The organism is Flavobacterium cucumis (assembly GCF_900148835.1).
Taxonomy (GTDB): Bacteria; Bacteroidota; Bacteroidia; order Flavobacteriales; family Flavobacteriaceae; genus Flavobacterium; species Flavobacterium cucumis.
The window spans coordinates 1,085,089-1,104,187 of sequence record NZ_FRYK01000001.1 but is presented as its reverse complement, the minus strand read 5'-3'; the positions used below and the strand labels follow the sequence as shown (position 1 = coordinate 1,104,187).

Below are 19,099 nucleotides of genomic sequence, written 5' to 3'. Positions count from 1 at the left end.
CCAATTATTACATTTGTGCTGTAATGGAAAAATTACTTTCAAAAATCAACAACCCCATCGATTTAAGGAAACTTCCTAAGAATCAATTACCTCAATTGGCCAAAGAATTGAGGGATTTTATCATTGATATTGTCTCGAAAAAAGAAGGGCATTTGGGAGCCAGTTTAGGGGTTGTGGAATTAACGATTGCATTGCATTATGTCTTTAACACACCAGAAGATATTTTAGTTTGGGATGTGGGACATCAAGCTTACGGACACAAAATCCTAACCGAAAGACGCGATAATTTTCACACGAATAGAGAATTAAATGGAATTTCTGGTTTTCCAAAACGAAGTGAGAGTATTTACGATTCGTTTGGTGTGGGGCATTCCTCTACTTCAATTTCGGCTGCTTTGGGAATGGCTTTGGCTTCGCAATTAAAGGGGGCAATGGATAAACAACATATTGCGGTGATCGGAGATGCCTCCATTGCTAGCGGAATGGCTTTCGAAGGCTTAAATCATGCCGGTGTTACTGATGCCAATTTATTAGTAATTTTAAATGATAATGCGATAGGAATTGACCCAAGTATCGGTGCGTTAAAAGAATATTTAACAGCGGTTAAAGCGGGAAAAAATCCAAAACAAAACAACATTATTAAATCCTTGAATTTTGATTATTCAGGACCGATAGACGGACATGATTTACCAAAATTGATTTTGGAATTAGAACGATTAAAATCAGTAAAAGGTCCGAAATTTTTGCATGTAATTACTACCAAAGGAAAAGGACTGCAATTGGCCGAAGAAGACCAAGTAAAATATCATGCTCCAGGAAAATTCGATGCAGAAACAGGGAAAATTCATCCAAAAGACGAATCGCATTTGCCTCCAAAATTTCAAGATGTTTTCGGACATACGTTGGTGGAATTAGCCAAACAAAATGAAAAAATAATTGGAATTACTCCAGCCATGCCTTCTGGAAGTTCCATGAAATATATGATGGAAATTTTTCCTCAGCGTGCTTTTGATGTTGGAATTGCCGAACAACACGCTGTTACGCTAGCTGCTGGTTTAGCTACACAAGGAATGATCGTTTTTTGCAACGTTTATTCCACTTTTTTACAACGAGCATATGATCAGGTGATTCATGATGTCGCCCTACAGAATTTGCCCGTCATATTTTGTTTAGATAGAGCCGGTTTAGTTGGTGAAGACGGAGCTACACATCACGGCGTATTTGATATTGCCTATTTGAATTGTATTCCAAATATGATTATTGCGGCTCCAAAAGATGAAATCGAATTGCGAAACATCATGTTTACTGCTGCAGAGGGTTTACATCATCCTATTGCTATTCGCTATCCAAGAGGAAGAGGTGAAAACACAAATTGGAAACAACCCTTCGAAAAGATTGAAATTGGAAAGATCAAAGAACTTAAAAAAGGGACAAAAGTAGCCATTCTCTCAACTGGAACTATCGGAAATAATGTTACAAAAGCTTTAGCTCAAATTGAAAATGAAAGTTTATTTTCACACTATCATTTGCCTTTTATTAAGCCGCTCGATATAGATTACATTAAAACAATAATTAACACTCATAATCATATTATTACGATTGAAGATGGTGCAATTATTGGTGGCTTTGGAGAACAGATCAGCAAAATAAATGCCAGCTACAACTTAAAAAAAACCATCATAAATCTCGGAATTCCCGATAGTTTTATAGAACATGGAACGGTTTTTGAGTTACAAGAACTTTGTCAAATTGATACCAAAAGTCTAACTTACTTATTTAAAACTTTTACTCATGATTAAAAAAACCTTCCTGTTAGGATTTTTATTTTTTGTTATTCAAAACAACTTTGCTCAAATTATTAGAACCGAATTACCTGATTCAACTTCTTACTGGAAAAAAACAAATAAAATAGGTCTTGATATTTCACAAATTACCTTTGTAAATTGGAATGCTGGAGGAAATAACTCTATCTCAGGATTAATCAATGGTCAATTTTTAAGAAATTACAAAAAGAACAATATCATTTGGGATAACGAACTAATCATGCGTTACGGGATTAACAAACAGGAAGGTCAAGGAGCTCGAAAAACCGATGATCAAATCCAAATTAATTCTACCTTTGGCTACAAGAAAGATACAATTTCTAATTGGTATCATGCTGGTAAATTTAATTTCAACACGCAATTTGCAAATGGATATGCTTATCCAAATACAGACTTAGCTATTTCAAAACCATTTGCCCCTGCCTATATTTTTCTTGGGATTGGAGCTGAATATTCTAGAAAAGATTTGGATTTGAATGTTTATCTTTCCCCATTAACTCAAAAAACAACCTTGGTTTTTGACCAAAGACTTGCTAATCAAGGTGCTTTTGGAGTTGAAAAAGCAATTTTTGACGAATTTGGAAATCTCATAAAAGAAGGTAAAACAGTACGAAATGAAACTGGAATATTAGTTACCAATCAGTGGAAGAAAGAAGTTTATGAAAACATCATCCTTGAAAACAGAATTAGTTTATATACCGATTATATTCACAACTTTGGAAATATCGATCTGGATTGGCAACTGCAACTTGGGATGGTCGTAAACAAATATGTAAAAGCCAATATAGGCACACATGTTCTTTATGATGACGACATCAAATCAAAAGTAGAGGAAAATGGAATTCAAGTTACTAAAGGCCCAAAAGTGCAGTTAAAACAACTTTTAGGCGTTGGAATGGTCTATCTTTTTTAATCGTTACTAAATTTATTTATTTGCCTGAATTGTTCTATACAATTCCAAAGCTTTTCCATCTGTTAATAAAGACACGAAGTGACAAATATGCAACAATCGGTCGTAGAGATCTTCTTTTTGAAATTGAAAACGCTCTGGAAGAAGTTTCAACAACAATTCGTCATAATTAGAAGCTGTTCCATTTACTTTATTGTTATAGGCAGTACAAAATCCATCTAACAAGCTATGGATGATTTTATAGCCCATTACTTCTTTCTGAATTACTTCTTTACTTTGATAGACGTTTTTAATACTGATTTGGATGATGTCATTCATTTGCGCTTTGTACTGGCTTCTATCCATCAGGGCAAAAGGAAATTCTCCAGCTAAAATGGCTTTTTCATTCTCCATAAAAACCGCTACTGCGTCGTTGATTAAACTGCCAATGGCTAGGGCGCGCAAATAACTAATTCGATCTTCTTTAGTGATTAACTCATTGTATTTTTTGGTGTCGATTCCATTTTTAACTAGTTTGATTAGATATTCTAAAGCATATTCTTCCGAAATCCAACCTAAATTAATGCCATCCTCAAAATCAATAATCGTATAACAAATATCATCAGCTGCTTCCACTAAATACGCTAATGGATGACGCTCAAAACCAATATCGTTTCCTGATTTGTTTGAAATCAAACCCAATTCATGGGCAACCTCAGCAAAAAACGCTTTGTCTTGCTGGAAGAAACCGTATTTTTTATCGCAAATTTTAGATGTTGGTTTTTTTGGCAAACTTTCTTTCGGATATTTCATAAAAGCGCCCAAAGTCGCATACGAAATACGCAAACCGCCTTCAATTCCTTCACGAGAAGAAGCTAATACTGAAAATCCATTAGCATTCCCTTCAAAATCGATTACGTCTTGCCATTGTTTTTCGGTCAGTTGTTCTTTGTATTGCAATCCGTTTCCAGTTTTGAAATATTCACCAATGGCTTTTTCACCCGAATGTCCAAAAGGCGGATTTCCAATATCATGAGATAATGCCGCAGCTGCTACAATCGCACCAAAATCATTCGCTTGATAACCGTGCACTTCTTGTAAATGTGGATAGTTAGAAATGATTTGCTTGCCCACTAAACGTCCAAGAGAACGCCCCACAACCGAAACTTCTAAACTATGAGTAAGTCGATTGTGCACGAAATCGGTTTTTGAAAGCGGAATGACTTGTGTTTTGTCTTGCAAACTTCTAAAAGCGGCAGAAAAAATAATTCGGTCATAATCGACTTCAAAGCCTAAACGGGTATCGTCTTGCTCTTTTCGTAAACGTTTGCTGGTGTCGCCTTGTCTTTTTAAGGACAATAATTGTTCCCACTGCATCATAAGATTCTAGATTGAAGATTGCGGATTTTAGAATTACTCTTTTTCGTTAGCCAAGAAGAAATTTCTCGATTTTTTAGGATACTGATTGTAACTTTTATCACTCGGATTTACGATAACCGATTTGATGTTGATTTCGTCTCCAACTTTGAAGTTTTTCTCTGTGTATTGGTAATCCAACAAATATTCTCCGCAGAAATAATTTCCGTCTGCGTCTTTTTCTATGATTCCCGTGTAAACGCCTTTTTTGTCTTTTGACATAATAGTATTTTTTTCAAATGTACGAATTGGATTGTAATTATTTAAAAGAAAAACAGCCATCGAATGATGACTGTTTTTCTTTTAAATTTTTATCAACCAAAGCAATGGTAATATTAACAATATTAACAACACAAGCATACCTAAAAAGGTACTAGCAAAAGGTTGCATAGGAAGGTCAGGTTTAGGAACATTTATTTTTTCCCAATAACTATCTGGTAAATTATTAGGACTATAAATTTTAGCCAACTCTTTTTCCTTATATAATCTTAAAATATTCTCGTTAAACTTACTATTCCATTTTCTTTTCCAACTTCCAAACATAAAATATTTATAAACCTCGTAAATCATTCCAAAGGGTAATATTAATGAACATAAAGCATATACAATTATACCTATCCAAAGCAAAACTGCTGAAATAGATTCAGGCAGATAATCAGCTAAATTTTTACGCTGATTGACTTGTTGATTTATTTTTCTGTAAGTAATTTCACCATCAACAATATCTCTTTCATCACCAATAATTTTTAATTCACTTGAAGCATTAGAAATTTGCTCTGCATATATAGTTACATCTATTTGCTCATCTTCTCTCCATTGCGAAAAAAATAATCTAACAGAATTACTATCCTTTTTTATTTCATTTGGAAATTGAGCTTTAGCAATGTTAAAATCGATTAATCGAAAACCTTCATTTAATTTAAAACCAATATGATTTTCAATAATGTTTTTATTTGTCCCTTTACCAATAATTGTTTTTGACCCTACATTTTTGATTACTGCGTTTAATTTCCATAAATTAGTTATAACACTATCCTTATAAGAAAAATTAGCGGTCAAGTTTTTTATTCTAGGAATATTAGTTAAATTATCATTGTTAATCTCTAATATCTCAATTTTAGGATTATCCGATTTAACTTGATAAACAAAACTTAAAACTGCTACAATACCAGCAGTAATTGTAATTATTGTTACAATATTCTGTACAAACTTCCTCATTCTCTAAAATTAAGAACCACACATTTCACAATCTTCTGGACCTGCGTTTCTAGCCATTTCGATCATTGCTCTGTATTCTTCAGCTGTCATTTCTGCTGGTTCTTCTAAAACGGCGATAGCTTCTACTTTTTTCACTTCAACCTGTTGCTCTTTCACTTCAATTGGAGCCGCAACTTTATCGTTGTTTAACGTAAACTTAATTGCATCCACCGCAGCTTTTGTTCTTAAGTAGTACATTCCTGTTTTTAAACCTGATTTCCAAGCGTAGAAATGCATCGAAGTTAATTTCGCATAATTTGCATCTTGCATAAACAAGTTCAACGATTGCGATTGGTCAATGAAATACCCTCTTTGACGCGACATATCGATAATATCTTTCATCGACATTTCCCAAACGGTTTTGTATAATTCTTTTAAATCTGCTGGAATTCTTTCAATATGTTGTACTGAACCATTGTGACGCATAATTTCTTGCTTCAATGTTTCGTTCCACAAACCTCTTTCTACTAAATCGTTTAATAAGTGTTTGTTTACCACGATAAATTCTCCCGAAAGTACTCTTCTTGTATAAATGTTAGAAGTATACGGCTCAAAAGCTTCGTTATTTCCTAAAATTTGAGATGTTGAAGCAGTTGGCATTGGGGCTACCAACAATGAGTTTCTCACTCCGTTTGCCATTACTTCTTTTCTTAAACTTGCCCAATCCCAACGACCAGAAAGTTCTTCGTCTTTTAAACCCCAAAGGTTGTGTTGGAATTCTCCTTTTGAAATTGGCGAACCTTCGTAAGACGAATACGGCCCTTCTTCTTTTGCCATTTCCATAGAAGCGGTTACAGCTGCGAAATATAAAGTTTCGAAAATTTCTTGGTTTAATTTTTTAGCTTCATCACTTGTAAAAGGCATTCTTAACATAATAAAAGCATCCGCCAAACCTTGAACTCCTAATCCTACCGGACGGTGACGCATGTTTGAGTTTTCCGCTTCTTTTACTGGATAGTAGTTTCTATCGATTACTTTATTTAAGTTGCGAGTAACGCGTTTTGTTACATTGAATAACAATTCGTGATTGAAGGCTCCGTTTTCCACAAACATTGGTAACGAAATAGACGCCAAGTTACACACTGCAATTTCATCTGGAGAAGTGTACTCCATAATTTCAGTACATAAATTAGACGAACGAATTGTTCCCAAATTCTTTTGGTTCGATTTTCTGTTCGCTGCATCTTTGTACAACATATAAGGAGTTCCTGTTTCGATTTGAGATTCAAGAATTTTTTCCCAAAGCTCACGCGCTTTAATCGTTTTTCTGCCTTTTCCTTGTGCTTCGTAGGAAAGGTATAATGCTTCGAATTCATCCCCATAAACTTCATCTAAACCTGGACATTCGTTTGGACACATTAACGTCCAACTAGCATCTGCTTCTACACGTTTCATGAATAAATCAGAAGTCCACATCGCGAAGAATAAATCTCTCGCACGCATTTCTTCTTTACCTGTATTCTTTTTCAAATCCAGGAATTCAAAAATATCGGCATGCCAAGTTTCTAAATAAATTGCAAAACTTCCTTTACGTTTCCCTCCACCTTGATCTACATAACGAGCCGTATCATTGAAAACACGTAACATGGGAACAATTCCGTTTGAAGTTCCGTTTGTGCCACGAATGTAAGAACCCGTTGCACGAACGTTATGAATAGCTAAACCAATTCCTCCAGCGGACTGTGAAATTTTAGCCGTTTGTTTTAGGGTATCGTAAATTCCATCAATACTATCATCTTTCATCGTTAATAAGAAACAAGAGGACATTTGAGGTTTTGGAGTTCCTGCATTGAATAATGTTGGTGTAGCGTGTGTAAAGAACTTTTTCGACATTAAATCGTAGGTTTCAATAACCGCTTCTAAATCATTTAAGTGAATTCCAACAGACACACGCATTAACATGTGTTGTGGACGCTCCACGATTTTTCCGTTGATTCGCAATAAGTACGAACGCTCTAAAGTCTTGAAACCAAAGTAATCGTAATTAAAATCACGGTTATATATAATATGCGAATTTAAAAATTCTGCGTTGGCTTGAATAACTTCGTAAACCTCATCCGAAATCAAAGGGGCTTCTTGATTCGTTCTTGGATTTACGTAGTGGTACATTTCACTCATCGTTTCCGAGAATGATTTGTTGGTATTTTTGTGTAAGTTAGAAATTGCAATACGAGCCGCTAGTTGGGCATAATCTGGATGCGTAACCGTCATGGATGCTGCGGTTTCAGCTGCTAAATTATCTAATTCTGAAGTAGAAACTCCATCGTACAAACCTTCAATTACACGCATTGCCACTTTCACAGCGTCAACCATGTCGTTAAGTCCATAACACAATTTTTTAATTCTGTCCGTGATTTTGTCAAACATTACTGGCTCCTTATGGCCATCTCTTTTTACTACATACATACACTTTTAGTTTTTGAAAACAGACAATCCCTTCTCTGCTTTCGGTTAGTATTTATTGAACTAAAGCACGAGTCTCCCGACATTTTATAGCGCTTTATTTTTTAAAACACATAGAAACATAGATAATAACTTTTAAAAAAAGATTTAGATAGTTCATTCTGAATACACATAGCGCTATGTCAACTTAAAAAAGTGAAACGCCTTAAATTCATCCAAAAAACAATCCTATGTGTCTATGTGTTTAAATATTTTTTAAAAATCAGCGTCGAAGCTAATTTTACTTGATTCAGCATCTGAATTCATAACACCTGCTTTTTGATATTCTGCAACGCGTTTTTCGAAGAAATTCGTTTTTCCTTGTAACGAAATCATATCCATAAAATCGAATGGGTTTGAAGAGTTATACACTCTATCACATCCTAATTCTACTAATAATCTATCGGTTACGAATTCTAAATATTGCGTCATTAAAGTAGCATTCATACCAATCAAACTTACTGGCAATGATTCCGTGATGAATTTTCTTTCGATGTTTAATGCATCTACGATAATTTCCGTAATTCTTGCTTTTGGCACTTTGTTTACAATATGATGCGTGTGTAAGTGAACCGCAAAATCACAATGCATTCCTTCATCACGAGAAATTAATTCGTTTGAGAAGGTTAATCCTGGCATTAATCCACGTTTTTTCAACCAGTAAATCGAACAGAACGAACCTGAGAAGAAAATTCCTTCTACTGCTGCGAAAGCAATTAATCGTTCTGCAAATGAATCTGATTCAATCCATTTTAAAGCCCATTGTGCTTTTTCTTTAATTGCTGGAAACACTTCAATAGCATGGAATAACTGATTTTTCTCTGCTTCGTCTTTCACATACGTATCAATTAATAACGAATACGTTTCACTGTGAATGTTTTCCATCATGATTTGGAAACCGTAGAAGAATTTTGCCTCTGGATATTGCACTTCATTAACAAAATTTTCTGCTAAGTTTTCGTTTACAATTCCGTCAGAAGCTGCGAAGAATGCTAAAATATGTTTGATGAAATATTTTTCGTCATCGTTTAATTTATTGTTCCAATCGCTTAAATCTTGATGCAAATCAATTTCTTCTGCTGTCCAAATACACGCTTCTTGTTTTTTGTACCATTCCCAAATATCTTGGTGCTTGATAGGAAAAATTACAAATCGATCTTTGTTTTCTTGCAAAATAGGTTCCACTAAAGACATAGCTGTTTGATTTTAAAAATGTTAATGATTGGTTGTTTTAATTCATTTGGGGTTTACAAAGTTTGTCATTTGAAATGAAAAAAGAAAGGCAAACTTATTCACAATTGAGGTAAGTTTTTAACAAAGCTGATAATTGCCAATAATTTAATATAGGTTTTTAAAATACTGAAAATCAATTAATTAAAAACCTATAAAACAACTGTTAAAACCTTGTAAGCAACTGAAAAATAAGTGACTCACGAGTATTTTCAATCGATAAAAAAGGGATTATTTTTTCAACTCTTTTGCAACTTTGTCTAATTCATCAAACCATTGTTGTCCGAATTTTCTAACTAGTGCTTCTTTCACAAATTGGTACACCGGAACACCTAATTCTTGTCCTAACGAACAAGCGTCATCGCAAATATGCCATTTGTGATAATTCACCGCTGCGAAATCCGAATATTCTTTAATTCGAATTGGGTATAAATGACAAGAGACCGGTTTTTTCCAATCTACAATACCTTGATTATAGGCTTGCTCGATTCCACAAAGTGCCGTTTTTCCGTCAAAAATCACGTAAGCACAGTCTTTACCATCGATAAGTGGTGTTTCTAATTCTCCAAAATCGGAAACTACGTGCGTACCTTGTTCTTCAATGGCTTTTATTCCTTCAGGACGAAGAAAAGGTTTTACTTTTGGGAAAATTTCAGCTAAAATTATGGTTTCTTCCTCATCTAAAGGAGCACCCGCATCGCCATCCACACAACAAGCGCCTTGACAAGCTGACAAATTGCAAACGAATTCTTTTTCTAAGATTTCTTCGGAAACGATGGTTTTGTTTAACTGAAACATATTGGGCTTATTTTAAAGTGCAAAGATACGATTTTGAATTTAGATTTTGGATTTTAAATTAAACTTGATATTGGCACGCGGATGACACAGGTTCTGCGAAGCGCGAATGATGACGGATTTTTTGCAACACAAAGTCTCTCGAAGTTTTGCATAAAGTTTCACAGAGTTCTTTTGTGTTTCATTGCGAAAAAACTTTGCGCTCTTTGCGTATAGCTTACAAGGAGTTTTTTAGATTTTGATTGCGTTGAAAAAAGCCAGACCGAGACGTTTTACTTCTCTCATTGCGCTCTTTGCGAAAAAACTTTGCGACTTTGCGTTTAAATCTTCACATTACTTGAATTTGAACTTGATATTGATAATGAACTTGATATGATAATGTATCGTTAAATTAGAAACGTTCTTGATTCATTATCCTTATATTTGCACAAATATTCAGCGTTTTATGGAATTAGGAATCAATTGGAAAGACATTTTTACCATCAGCATGATTTTATTTGCTGTAATTGATATTGTGGGAAGTATTCCGATTATTGTGGATTTACGCAGTAAAATGGGTCATATTCAATCGGAAAAAGCGACAATTGTTGCGGCGGTAATTATGATTGCCTTTTTGTTTGTAGGAGAAGAAATTCTGAAATTAATTGGCATAGATGCAAATTCGTTTGCTGTTGCGGGTTCGTTTGTCTTATTTTTTCTTGCTTTGGAAATGATTTTAGGGATTCGATTGTACAAAGAAGACAATCCAAGTACTGCTTCAATTGTACCTATCGCGTTTCCGCTGATTGCTGGAGCTGGAACGATGACAACAATATTATCGCTTCGTGCAGCTTATGATAAAATCAACATCATCATAGCTATCTTGATCAATGTAATTGTCGTGTATGGGGTGTTGAAATCATCAGGAAAAATAGAAAGGCTACTGGGAACCAATGGCTTGGGTGTAATTCGTAAAATTTTTGGTGTTATTTTACTGGCGATAGCTGTAAAATTATTCGCCGCTAATGTTAAAGGATTATTTATTTAGAAATACAAAAAAATGAAAATATTTACTTATGTAGCAGTTGCTATCGCATTAGTTTTAATTGTTTTTAATCTTTTTCAAATTGATTATAGCAATCCTTTTGATGAAAATAGCACCATTGCCATAATTGGTGTTGTCGCTGGAATTTGCGCAATTTTACTACTAGTGCTATTGCGTTTTTCAAAAATGATTGAAGAAAAAACCAAACAATAATGCTTGACGTTTTAATTATTGGCGCTGGTGTTTCCGGAGTTTCGTGTGCTTTGATTTTGGGTTCAGCCCAAAACAAACCGTTTGCAATAGATAAAAAAATTGCGATTGTGGCACACCAAAAAGCCTCTTCATTACAAAATGCCATTTTTAATAACGCTTACGGAATTCCTGCAGGGAAATTAGGCAGTGAATTATTAGAAGAAAGTTTGGAACATTTGACCAACTTGTATCCGCACGTGCAACAAATTCATGGTAAAAAAGTACTTTCTATTTCGGGTGAAGCAGGAAATTTCACAATTACTACCAACAAATCTTCGCTTCAAGCTAAAATTGTAGTGATTGCGATTGGCGCTGGAAATCCTTTTACCATTGAAGGTTTGGAATCCTTTGTAATGCCACATCAAAAAGCTGCTCCTGAGAAAAACAGAATCCAATTAAAAAATACCGACCATTTGGTTACCGAAGGCATTTATGCAGCAGGCGTTTTAGCCGGACATAGAAGTCAATTAAGCATTGCAGCTGGTAGTGGTGCTTCAGTTGCAACGGATATTTTAACGTTGTGGAATAACGGAAATCCGGTACAGGTGCATGATGCTTTGGGAAAATAGCTTTTTATTCTTCTGAATCATATTCTTCATCATCGAAATTCATTCCTTCTAAAAAATCATCCCAATTGATTGGATCTTGATATTCATTAGGGTCTGGCGGAATAGCTCCCGGCGGATTAAACAATTCCCATTCGTCCCAATAATAATTACTCTTGTCAAAACTAGCTACCCAATTGATAAACAATTCTCTGAATTCGTCGATTTCTTTTCTAATCAACGTAACATAATCGGTATCTTTAAAAGAATCGTGAAATCGTAAACTTCCTACTTGAACATATAAATGCATTGCATGATCTCTGATGATTGCCGCATTTTGCATTCGGATGCTATACATATCTCCGCCTTCAGCACCCGCAATTTTAGCACAAATTATCGCAGCATCATCTCGCATCATATATTTTGTGGCATTCAAATACTCATCTTCTTCACTAATGGTGTTTAAAAGACTGTTTACCAAATCTAAAATTAATTCGGCTTTTTTATAAATTGGCAAATCGAATAATTTATCTCTTCTACTCATTTTATAACATTTTTACTTACTCAACACCTTATTTACCATATTGTCTTTCTTTAAAATCAATTGGTAATAAGCATTTTCGTTAAATAATTGGCGAACAAATTCTGCTTGAAGATAGAATAATACTTTATCTTTCTGAGTATCTAAATTGAAAAGTAAACCGCCTTTTGCCATATATTCTTTAAAATTATTAAAATAATTTCCAGAACGTAATTCTTTTTCTAAAGCTTCCATCGAAATTTTTTCAAACTTTTTGCGGTTTTGATCTAATTGTTCAAACACAAAATAATTCACCAATCCCGATTGCATCAACATCGTTAACCCTTCTGCTCCGTGCGAATCTTCTAGTGGAACAAAAATATCAGGCATAATTCCGCCACCGCCATATACGATGCGCCCTCTCTTCGTTTTGAATTTTAAGCTATCCGCAATTTTTACCTTATCTTTTTCGTACAATTCGCCGCTTTCAAAACGCTTGTCAAATTCATTGAAATAATTTTCACCTTTGTCTTCATAAGGCTTTTGAATGGAGCGTCCTGATGGTGTATAATATCTGGCAATGGTTAATCGTACTGCCGAACCGTCCCCTAATGGCATTTCGCGTTGTACTAATCCTTTACCAAAAGAACGTCTTCCGTACACCAAACCTCTGTCGTTATCTTGAATAGCTCCTGCTAAAATTTCACTTGCTGAAGCACTATTTTCATTAATTAAAACACTGACTTTACCCGTTTCAAAAATTCCTTTTTCAGTGGCTAAGGTAGTTTCAATTTTATCCTTTTTGTTTTTCGTTTTAACTATTAATTCTTTGTTTTTCAAGAACTCATCTGCGATTTTTACAGCCGAATCTAGATAACCACCACCATTATCTCTTAAATCGATAATAATATGATTAGCACCTTCTTTTTTCAATTGGGTTAAACCCGACAAAAACTCATCATAGGTTTTTTCTGCAAAGCGATTGATTTTAATATAACCCGTAGTTTTGTTCATCATTTGCCATACATCAACACTTTTAATTGGAATGACATCACGAGTAATGTTTACAGCAAATTTCTTCTTTTCGGATTTTCGATAAACAGTTAGTTTTACATTAGAACCTTGTTCGCCTTTTAAGATGGAAAACAACGTATCAGTTTCTAATTTTTTATTGTACAATTGCAACTTATCGGCAAAAAGGATTCGGTCTCCAGATTTTAAACCCGCTTTTTCCGAAGGTCCATTTGCAATGGTTTTTATAACTGCTAAAGAATCATTGTACATGTAAAAATTGATACCAATTCCAACAAAGTCCCCACGCATTTCTTGTTCGACTGCCTCTAGTTGACTTTTAGGGATATAAACCGAATGCGGATCAAGTTTTTCTAAAATCCCGTTAACCGTTAAATCCACAATAGAATCGGTATTTAGGCTATCCACATATTCTTTTTCGATGAAATCGATGAGTTTGTTGAGTTTGTTTTTGTTATTATTCCGACTCAAAAAAGCGTTTTCAGTGGAAGGGTTGAGTTTACTTCCCAACAACAAACCGACCGCAACAGCTACTGCGATTACTATTGGAAAATATACTTTATTTATTTTCATTTTAACTCAAATCTTCAATTAGTTCAACCTCAACTCCTGCCTTTCTTAAAAAATCAACCCCCGAAGTATCTTTATATTCTTGATGATACACCACTCGCCTAATACCCGATTGATGAATTAATTTACTGCAATCTTTACAAGGTGAAAGTGTTATATATAACGTAGCATCTTCACAAGATTGCGTTGAACGTGCCACTTTTAAAATTGCATTTGCCTCTGCGTGCAGTACATACCATTTGGTCACGTTATCTTCGTCTTCACAACAATTTTCAAATCCTGATGGTGTTCCGTTGTAACCATCTGAAATAATCATTTTATCTTTAACGATAATCGCACCTACTTTTTTTCGTTGGCAATATGATAAATTGCCCCATTCTTTGGCAATTCTCAGATAAGCTTTGTCGTATTTCGCTCTTTTTTCTTTCTTCATTATCAATTCCAAATTTCGCTCTCTATTAGCATAGGCAAAACTACGCCAATTATAAATGCTGACATAACTAAAGCCCAATCTCTTTTAGAAAAACGGAAAAAAGTTTGTACGATATAGGATATAATTAAAAAAACCACAACTACAATAATTTGGGCTGCTTCAATCCCTAATGCAAATTCTAGTAGGGGTAATAATTTATCGGAAGCAGCACCTGGTAAGATTGTTTTGAAGTAATTTGAAAAACCTAATCCGTGAATAATTCCAAAAAACAAAGTAACAATCGCAACAAAGGTGATACTTTCGTTTTTAGATGATTTTCCAGCAGTGAATAAATGAAAAATGGCGGTAATCAAGATGGTAACGGGAATTAAAAACTCAACCAAACTTGCTTGAATTTGTACAATTCCGTAAACCGACAACAACAACGCCAAGGTGTGTCCGATGGTGAAAAGTGATACCAGAACAAAAACATTTTTCCAATCCTTAAAGGCATAAGGAACAACCAAAGCCATCAAAAACAATACGTGATCATAAGCGTTAATATCTAACACATGTTTGAGACCAATATTAAAATACATCCAAAATTCTGACATAATAATTAAGTTTTATTAGGGAAATCCAAACTTACAATTTATTTTTTTATGTATCCAAATTCTACATCACAAAAGCAAATAAAATTGTTGTAAAAAAATAGATTTTTTGTGTAATTTTGCTACCATATAAAAACAAACAACATGTCAATTTCAGATTTATTCGATAGCGGTTTTAGAAATAGAAACAAAGGTCATTTTTCGGCTATTGTAAGAGTAGCTTTATCCGATGGAACTATCACTCCTGAAGAAAAACACTTCTTAGACAAACTGGCTATCAAATTAGAAATTTCTCAAGCAGAATATGATGAAATTTTAGAAAATCCATTAAAGTATCCCGTTAATCCACCCTTAATGCATACCCACCGCTTAGAGCGTTTGTATGATTTAGCAAGAATGGTATATGCGGATGATGTTTTAGGCGAAAAACAACAAGATTTACTAACACGTTTTGCGTTAGCGCTAGGCTTTACAGCTGCCAATGTGGGATATATCGTTGACAAAGCCTTAAGGTTAGTAGATATGAATGTAGATTTAGAAACATTTACTTACGAAATGCAACACATGAACAGGTAATTAAAACTGTTTTAAAATACAAAAGCACAATTTCTACCGAAATTGTGCTTTTTTTATTTTTGCAGGTTTTAGAAAAATCTACTTTGCATTTGCCATAAACTCTTCTGCCTTTTCTACCATATTTTTACTTCCACAGAAAAACGGAACACGTTGGTGTAATTCTGTGGGTTCAATTTCCATGATCCTTTTGAAACCGTCTGAAGCTTTACCGCCCGCTTGTTCGGCAATAAATGCCATTGGATTGCATTCATATAACAAACGTAATTTACCATTAGGTGCCTTTGAGCTTGTTGGGTACAGGTAAATTCCTCCTTTAATCATGTTTCTATGAAAATCAGAAACCAAACTTCCAATATAACGAGAAGTATAAGGCCTATCTCCTTCTTCTAATTGGCAATATTTAATGTAATCTTTTACCCCTTGTGGAAAGTGGACATAATTACCTTCATTAATCGAGTAAATTTTTCCGTCTTCCGAATATTTCATATTAGGGTGCGATAAATAAAAAGTCCCGATGGCAGGGTTTAAAGTAAACCCGTTCACTCCATCACCTGTTGTATATACCAACATTGTTGAAGTTCCATAAATCACATACCCTGCTGCAACTTGATTTATACCTGGTTGTAAGAAGTCTTCTAAGGTAACAGGAGTTCCTACTGGAGTAATTCTTCTAAAAACCGAAAAAATTGTTCCTACAGAAACATTTACATCAATATTGGAAGAACCATCTAATGGATCCATCAAAACCACATATTTGTTGTTGTGTGAATTATCTGAACCTGCAACGGTAATAAAGTCATCATTCTCTTCTGAGGCGATTCCACATACGATTTCGCGATTAATCAACGTTTGAATAAAAACTTCATTCGCATAAACGTCTAATTTTTGTTGGTCCTCACCTTGTACATTTTGTTCTCCCGCAGCACCCACAATATCTACCAATCCCGCTTTGTTTACTTTGTAATTAACCACTTTTGCAGCCAATCGAATAGAATTGATAATTCGTGATAATTCTCCTGTTGAATATTGAAACGAATTTTGATGTTCAATGATAAATTCGCCTAAGGTTCTGTTTCTTTCTTCCATTTCGAAAACGTTGTAGTTGTGTTTAAGGCACAAATATCGTGTTTTTTGTGAAATAGCCACAAAAAAACAAAATCCTTTTAAAAAAATGGCTATTATTTATGACCTTTGCGAAAAATATTAGCGTCATAAAAATGATACAAAATATTTGAAAAGATGTTTAAGTTAATTTTACTTTTGTATAAAATTAGAAAAAATGATTATTAGAAAAGCAACGAAAAACGACATGACATCCGTTTTAGAATTGATTCAGGAATTGGCCACTTTTGAAAAAGAACCTGATGCTGTTGTAGTTACCGTTGATGATTTGGTTCGTGATGGTTTTTCAGAAAATCCACTTTTTCAATGTTTTGTTGCCGAAGTTGATGAAGAGATTATCGGAATGGCTTTGTTCTATTATCGTTATTCGACTTGGAAAGGTAAAACCATCCATTTAGAAGATTTAGTAGTAAAAGAAAACAAACGCGGAACTGGTGCTGGATTTGCTCTTTACAAAGAAATCATTAAACAAGGAAAAGCTGAAAATGTTCGCAGAATCGAATGGAACGTTTTAGACTGGAATACACCAGCAATTCAATTTTATGAAAAATCGGGGGCAAAAGTTTTAGACGATTGGCGTGTGGTGCATATGGATGAGGAAGGAATAAAACAGTTTTTGATTGAAGAATAACCATTTAAGATTTTTGAAGTAAATACTAATTGACACATTGGCTAATTGCCATATTGACTAATTGAACTCATGAAAATATTCAAATTTGGAGGTGCATCGGTTAAAGATGCTGCAGGCGTAAAAAACGTATTACATGTTTTAAACACAGTAGGACACGAGGATGTTTTGTTGGTAATTTCTGCTATGGGAAAAACCACAAACGCTTTAGAAGTAGTCATCAAAAACTACTTTGATAAATCGAAGGAATTGCATGCCTCGCTTCAAGAAGTTCGTAAATACCACAACCAAATTTTATTAGATTTATTTGAAGATGAAGAGCACGACGTGTTTTTTGATGTGAATGCGCATTTCGACGATTTAGAATATTTCATTCGCAGTAATAAATCTCCTAATTATAGTTTTGTATACGATCAAGTAGTGAGTATTGGAGAGATTGTATCTACAACAATCGTGAGTCATTATTTCAATTCACAAGGTTTATTTAACCACTGGATTGATGTGCGACCACTAATTAAAACCGATAACAATTACCGTGACGCGCAAGTAGATTGGGAAACCACTCAAAAATTAATTTCAAAAGGAGTTAAAAGAAAAGTATTGAACATCACACAGGGGTTCTTGGGCTCGGATGAAAACAATTTTACGACAACTCTAGGCCGTGAAGGTTCAGATTATACGGCTGCAATTTTTGCCTATTGTTTGGGTGCGGAAAGTGTCACCATTTGGAAAGACGTTCCCGGAGTTCTAAATGCCGATCCAAGATATTTTGAAAACGCAGTTTTGTTGAACCAAATTTCATACAGAGAAGCAATTGAGTTAGCGTTTTACGGAGCTTCGGTTATTCACCCAAAAACCTTACAACCTTTACAGAAAAAAGAAATTCCATTATACGTAAAATCGTTTATTAACCCAACATTACCAGGAACAAGCGTTTCTAGAGGAGCTGATTTAGAGCCGCAAACTTCTTGTTTCATTTTAAAGAAAAACCAATTGTTATTATCGTTATCGTCTATTGATTTCGATTTTATTATGGAGAATCATATTAGTGAGATATTTGCTTTGTTTTCGAAATACAAAATCAAAGTGAATTTAATTCAAAATACAGCAATTAGTTTCTCTGTTTGTATCGAAGACAAATACAACAACTTTGAAGAGTTGCGAAAAGTATTGGCAAAAAAATTCAAAGTTTCCTATAACGAAAATGTATCGCTTTACACCATCAGACATTTTGATGAGAATGCAGCAAAAGTGGTAGAAACGAATAAAACGATATTACTACGTCAAATTTCGAGAGAAACGATGCAGGTGATTACGAAGGAGTAGTTTAATTTGGAAATTAGACTATTAGTCGATGTGCCAATTAATAAAAATATTTTTCCTAACTTTATAAAAAAGTTTAGCCATGAAAATCAAAGATTTAGATAAATATACCAATGCCGAAAAAATTCTTTTAGCAGAAGAACTTTGGGAAAGTGTTTCGAAAGAAAAATTAGAATTGTCTGATGCAATGAAACAAGAATTAGACCGAAGAATTTCATTGGTAGAAGAAGACAAAACCGAGTTTTATACTTGGGAAGACGTTAAAAATACGTTGAAAAAAAGTAGAAATGCATAAACTTATATTTTCAAAAGAAGCGCTTCTCGATATTGAACAGATTGCCATTTGGTATGAAGAACAAAGAGACGGTTTATCTTATGATTTTGAACTTTGCTTAGAACAAAGTATTAGTCAAATTTTTTAGAAATCCTGAACTTTTTCAAGTTAGATATAAAAATGTAAAAGTTAGATTTATTAAACGATTTCCTTATGGAGTTCATTATCTAATTAATCTTGATAAAATAATTGTAATTGGAGTTTTTCACACTTCTCGCTCCCCAATTGATTGGTCAAAAAGGTTGAAATAATAATTTTCCAACAATAAATACTACTTTTGAAGATTCGGAGTTATAGT

21 protein-coding genes are annotated in these 19,099 nt (G+C 34.2%); 10 read left to right on the top strand and 11 right to left on the bottom strand.

Translation table 11 applies throughout. The features are described 5' to 3' along the window. The first annotated feature begins 23 nt into the window (after positions 1 to 23). A complete protein-coding gene (locus BUE95_RS05140; RefSeq protein ID WP_073582041.1) occupies positions 24 to 1,799 on the top strand; it encodes a 1-deoxy-D-xylulose-5-phosphate synthase in 1,776 nt (591 codons plus the stop codon). Continuing rightward, positions 1,792 to 2,736: a DUF3078 domain-containing protein gene (locus tag BUE95_RS05135; RefSeq protein WP_073582039.1), complete on the top strand. Its 945-nt coding sequence runs from the start codon at positions 1,792 to 1,794 to the stop codon at positions 2,734 to 2,736. Before BUE95_RS05140 ends, BUE95_RS05135 begins: the two co-directional genes overlap by 8 nt. 12 nt (positions 2,737 to 2,748) lie before the next feature. Here the strand turns inward: BUE95_RS05135 and dgt are convergent, their stop codons facing one another. From dgt to BUE95_RS05105, 6 genes are all read right to left on the bottom strand, one after another. Next, positions 2,749 to 4,089 carry a dGTP triphosphohydrolase gene (gene dgt / locus BUE95_RS05130; protein ID WP_073582037.1) on the bottom strand — a complete coding sequence of 447 codons (1,341 nt, stop codon included), beginning with the start codon at positions 4,087 to 4,089 and terminating at the stop codon, positions 2,749 to 2,751. A 36-nt stretch (positions 4,090 to 4,125) separates the two neighbouring features. Then, positions 4,126 to 4,350, bottom strand: a complete 225-nt coding sequence (locus BUE95_RS05125; RefSeq protein ID WP_026725983.1) for a hypothetical protein — start codon at positions 4,348 to 4,350, stop codon at positions 4,126 to 4,128. An 81-nt stretch (positions 4,351 to 4,431) separates the two neighbouring features. Further along, positions 4,432 to 5,346, bottom strand: coding sequence for a hypothetical protein (locus BUE95_RS05120; RefSeq protein ID WP_073582035.1), 915 nt, complete (start codon positions 5,344 to 5,346; stop codon positions 4,432 to 4,434). 9 nt (positions 5,347 to 5,355) lie between these two features. After that, on the bottom strand, positions 5,356 to 7,791 hold the full coding sequence (locus BUE95_RS05115; RefSeq protein WP_073582033.1) for a ribonucleoside-diphosphate reductase subunit alpha: 2,436 nt from the start codon (positions 7,789 to 7,791) through the stop codon (positions 5,356 to 5,358). Positions 7,792 to 8,043: 252 nt separating this feature from the next. Then, the gene (locus BUE95_RS05110) at positions 8,044 to 9,021 is read right to left on the bottom strand and encodes a ribonucleotide-diphosphate reductase subunit beta (RefSeq protein ID WP_073582031.1); all 978 of its coding nucleotides are present in this window, start codon (positions 9,019 to 9,021) and stop codon (positions 8,044 to 8,046) included. Positions 9,022 to 9,288: 267 nt separating this feature from the next. Beyond that, a complete protein-coding gene (locus tag BUE95_RS05105; protein ID WP_073582029.1) occupies positions 9,289 to 9,855 on the bottom strand; it encodes a DUF3109 family protein in 567 nt (188 codons plus the stop codon). Between the two features lie 442 nt (positions 9,856 to 10,297). Between BUE95_RS05105 and BUE95_RS05100 the strand changes: the two genes are divergently transcribed. Genes BUE95_RS05100 through BUE95_RS05090 form a run of 3 tightly spaced genes read left to right on the top strand, consistent with a single transcriptional unit; the run spans position 10,298 to position 11,697 of the window. Next, positions 10,298 to 10,879, top strand: a complete 582-nt coding sequence (locus BUE95_RS05100; protein WP_073582027.1) for a MarC family protein — start codon at positions 10,298 to 10,300, stop codon at positions 10,877 to 10,879. 12 nt (positions 10,880 to 10,891) lie between these two features. After that, positions 10,892 to 11,089 (top strand): hypothetical protein, encoded by a 198-nt coding sequence (locus BUE95_RS05095; protein ID WP_073582025.1) that lies wholly within the window; start codon positions 10,892 to 10,894, stop codon positions 11,087 to 11,089. Next, on the top strand, positions 11,089 to 11,697 hold the full coding sequence (locus BUE95_RS05090; protein ID WP_073582023.1) for an FAD-dependent oxidoreductase: 609 nt from the start codon (positions 11,089 to 11,091) through the stop codon (positions 11,695 to 11,697). The genes BUE95_RS05095 and BUE95_RS05090 overlap by 1 nt, the downstream gene beginning before the upstream one ends. 4 nt (positions 11,698 to 11,701) lie before the next feature. Here BUE95_RS05090 and BUE95_RS05085 read toward each other — a convergent pair whose 3' ends face one another. From BUE95_RS05085 to BUE95_RS05070, 4 genes are read right to left on the bottom strand one after another with little or no spacing between them, the layout of a single operon-like run. Next, the gene (locus BUE95_RS05085; RefSeq protein ID WP_073582021.1) at positions 11,702 to 12,217 is read right to left on the bottom strand and encodes a hypothetical protein; all 516 of its coding nucleotides are present in this window, start codon (positions 12,215 to 12,217) and stop codon (positions 11,702 to 11,704) included. 12 nt (positions 12,218 to 12,229) lie between these two features. After that, positions 12,230 to 13,798 carry a S41 family peptidase gene (locus BUE95_RS05080; protein WP_073582020.1) on the bottom strand — a complete coding sequence of 523 codons (1,569 nt, stop codon included), beginning with the start codon at positions 13,796 to 13,798 and terminating at the stop codon, positions 12,230 to 12,232. A gap of 1 nt (position 13,799) precedes the next feature. Further along, positions 13,800 to 14,228: a deoxycytidylate deaminase gene (locus BUE95_RS05075; RefSeq protein WP_073582019.1), complete on the bottom strand. Its 429-nt coding sequence runs from the start codon at positions 14,226 to 14,228 to the stop codon at positions 13,800 to 13,802. A 2-nt stretch (positions 14,229 to 14,230) separates the two neighbouring features. Next, positions 14,231 to 14,821, bottom strand: a complete 591-nt coding sequence (locus tag BUE95_RS05070; RefSeq protein ID WP_073582018.1) for a HupE/UreJ family protein — start codon at positions 14,819 to 14,821, stop codon at positions 14,231 to 14,233. Between the two features lie 141 nt (positions 14,822 to 14,962). Here BUE95_RS05070 and BUE95_RS05065 point away from each other — a divergent pair, with 141 nt between their 5' ends. Next, entirely contained in the window at positions 14,963 to 15,394 is a 432-nt protein-coding gene (locus BUE95_RS05065; protein ID WP_073582017.1) for a tellurite resistance TerB family protein, read from the top strand. Between the two features lie 78 nt (positions 15,395 to 15,472). Here the strand turns inward: BUE95_RS05065 and fbp are convergent, their stop codons facing one another. Continuing rightward, positions 15,473 to 16,480, bottom strand: coding sequence for a class 1 fructose-bisphosphatase (gene fbp, locus BUE95_RS05060; RefSeq protein WP_073582016.1), 1,008 nt, complete (start codon positions 16,478 to 16,480; stop codon positions 15,473 to 15,475). Between the two features lie 193 nt (positions 16,481 to 16,673). Here fbp and BUE95_RS05055 point away from each other — a divergent pair, with 193 nt between their 5' ends. The 4 genes from BUE95_RS05055 to BUE95_RS13860 all read left to right on the top strand — a co-directional run bounded on the left by BUE95_RS05055 (position 16,674) and on the right by BUE95_RS13860 (position 18,889). After that, positions 16,674 to 17,147, top strand: a complete 474-nt coding sequence (locus tag BUE95_RS05055; RefSeq protein ID WP_073582015.1) for a GNAT family N-acetyltransferase — start codon at positions 16,674 to 16,676, stop codon at positions 17,145 to 17,147. 69 nt (positions 17,148 to 17,216) lie between these two features. Continuing rightward, a complete protein-coding gene (locus BUE95_RS05050) occupies positions 17,217 to 18,470 on the top strand; it encodes an aspartate kinase (protein ID WP_073582014.1) in 1,254 nt (417 codons plus the stop codon). 79 nt (positions 18,471 to 18,549) lie between these two features. Next, positions 18,550 to 18,762, top strand: coding sequence for an addiction module protein (locus tag BUE95_RS05045; RefSeq protein WP_073582013.1), 213 nt, complete (start codon positions 18,550 to 18,552; stop codon positions 18,760 to 18,762). Continuing rightward, positions 18,755 to 18,889 (top strand): hypothetical protein, encoded by a 135-nt coding sequence (locus BUE95_RS13860; protein WP_262494362.1) that lies wholly within the window; start codon positions 18,755 to 18,757, stop codon positions 18,887 to 18,889. Before BUE95_RS05045 ends, BUE95_RS13860 begins: the two co-directional genes overlap by 8 nt. The last annotated feature ends 210 nt before the right edge of the window (positions 18,890 to 19,099 follow it).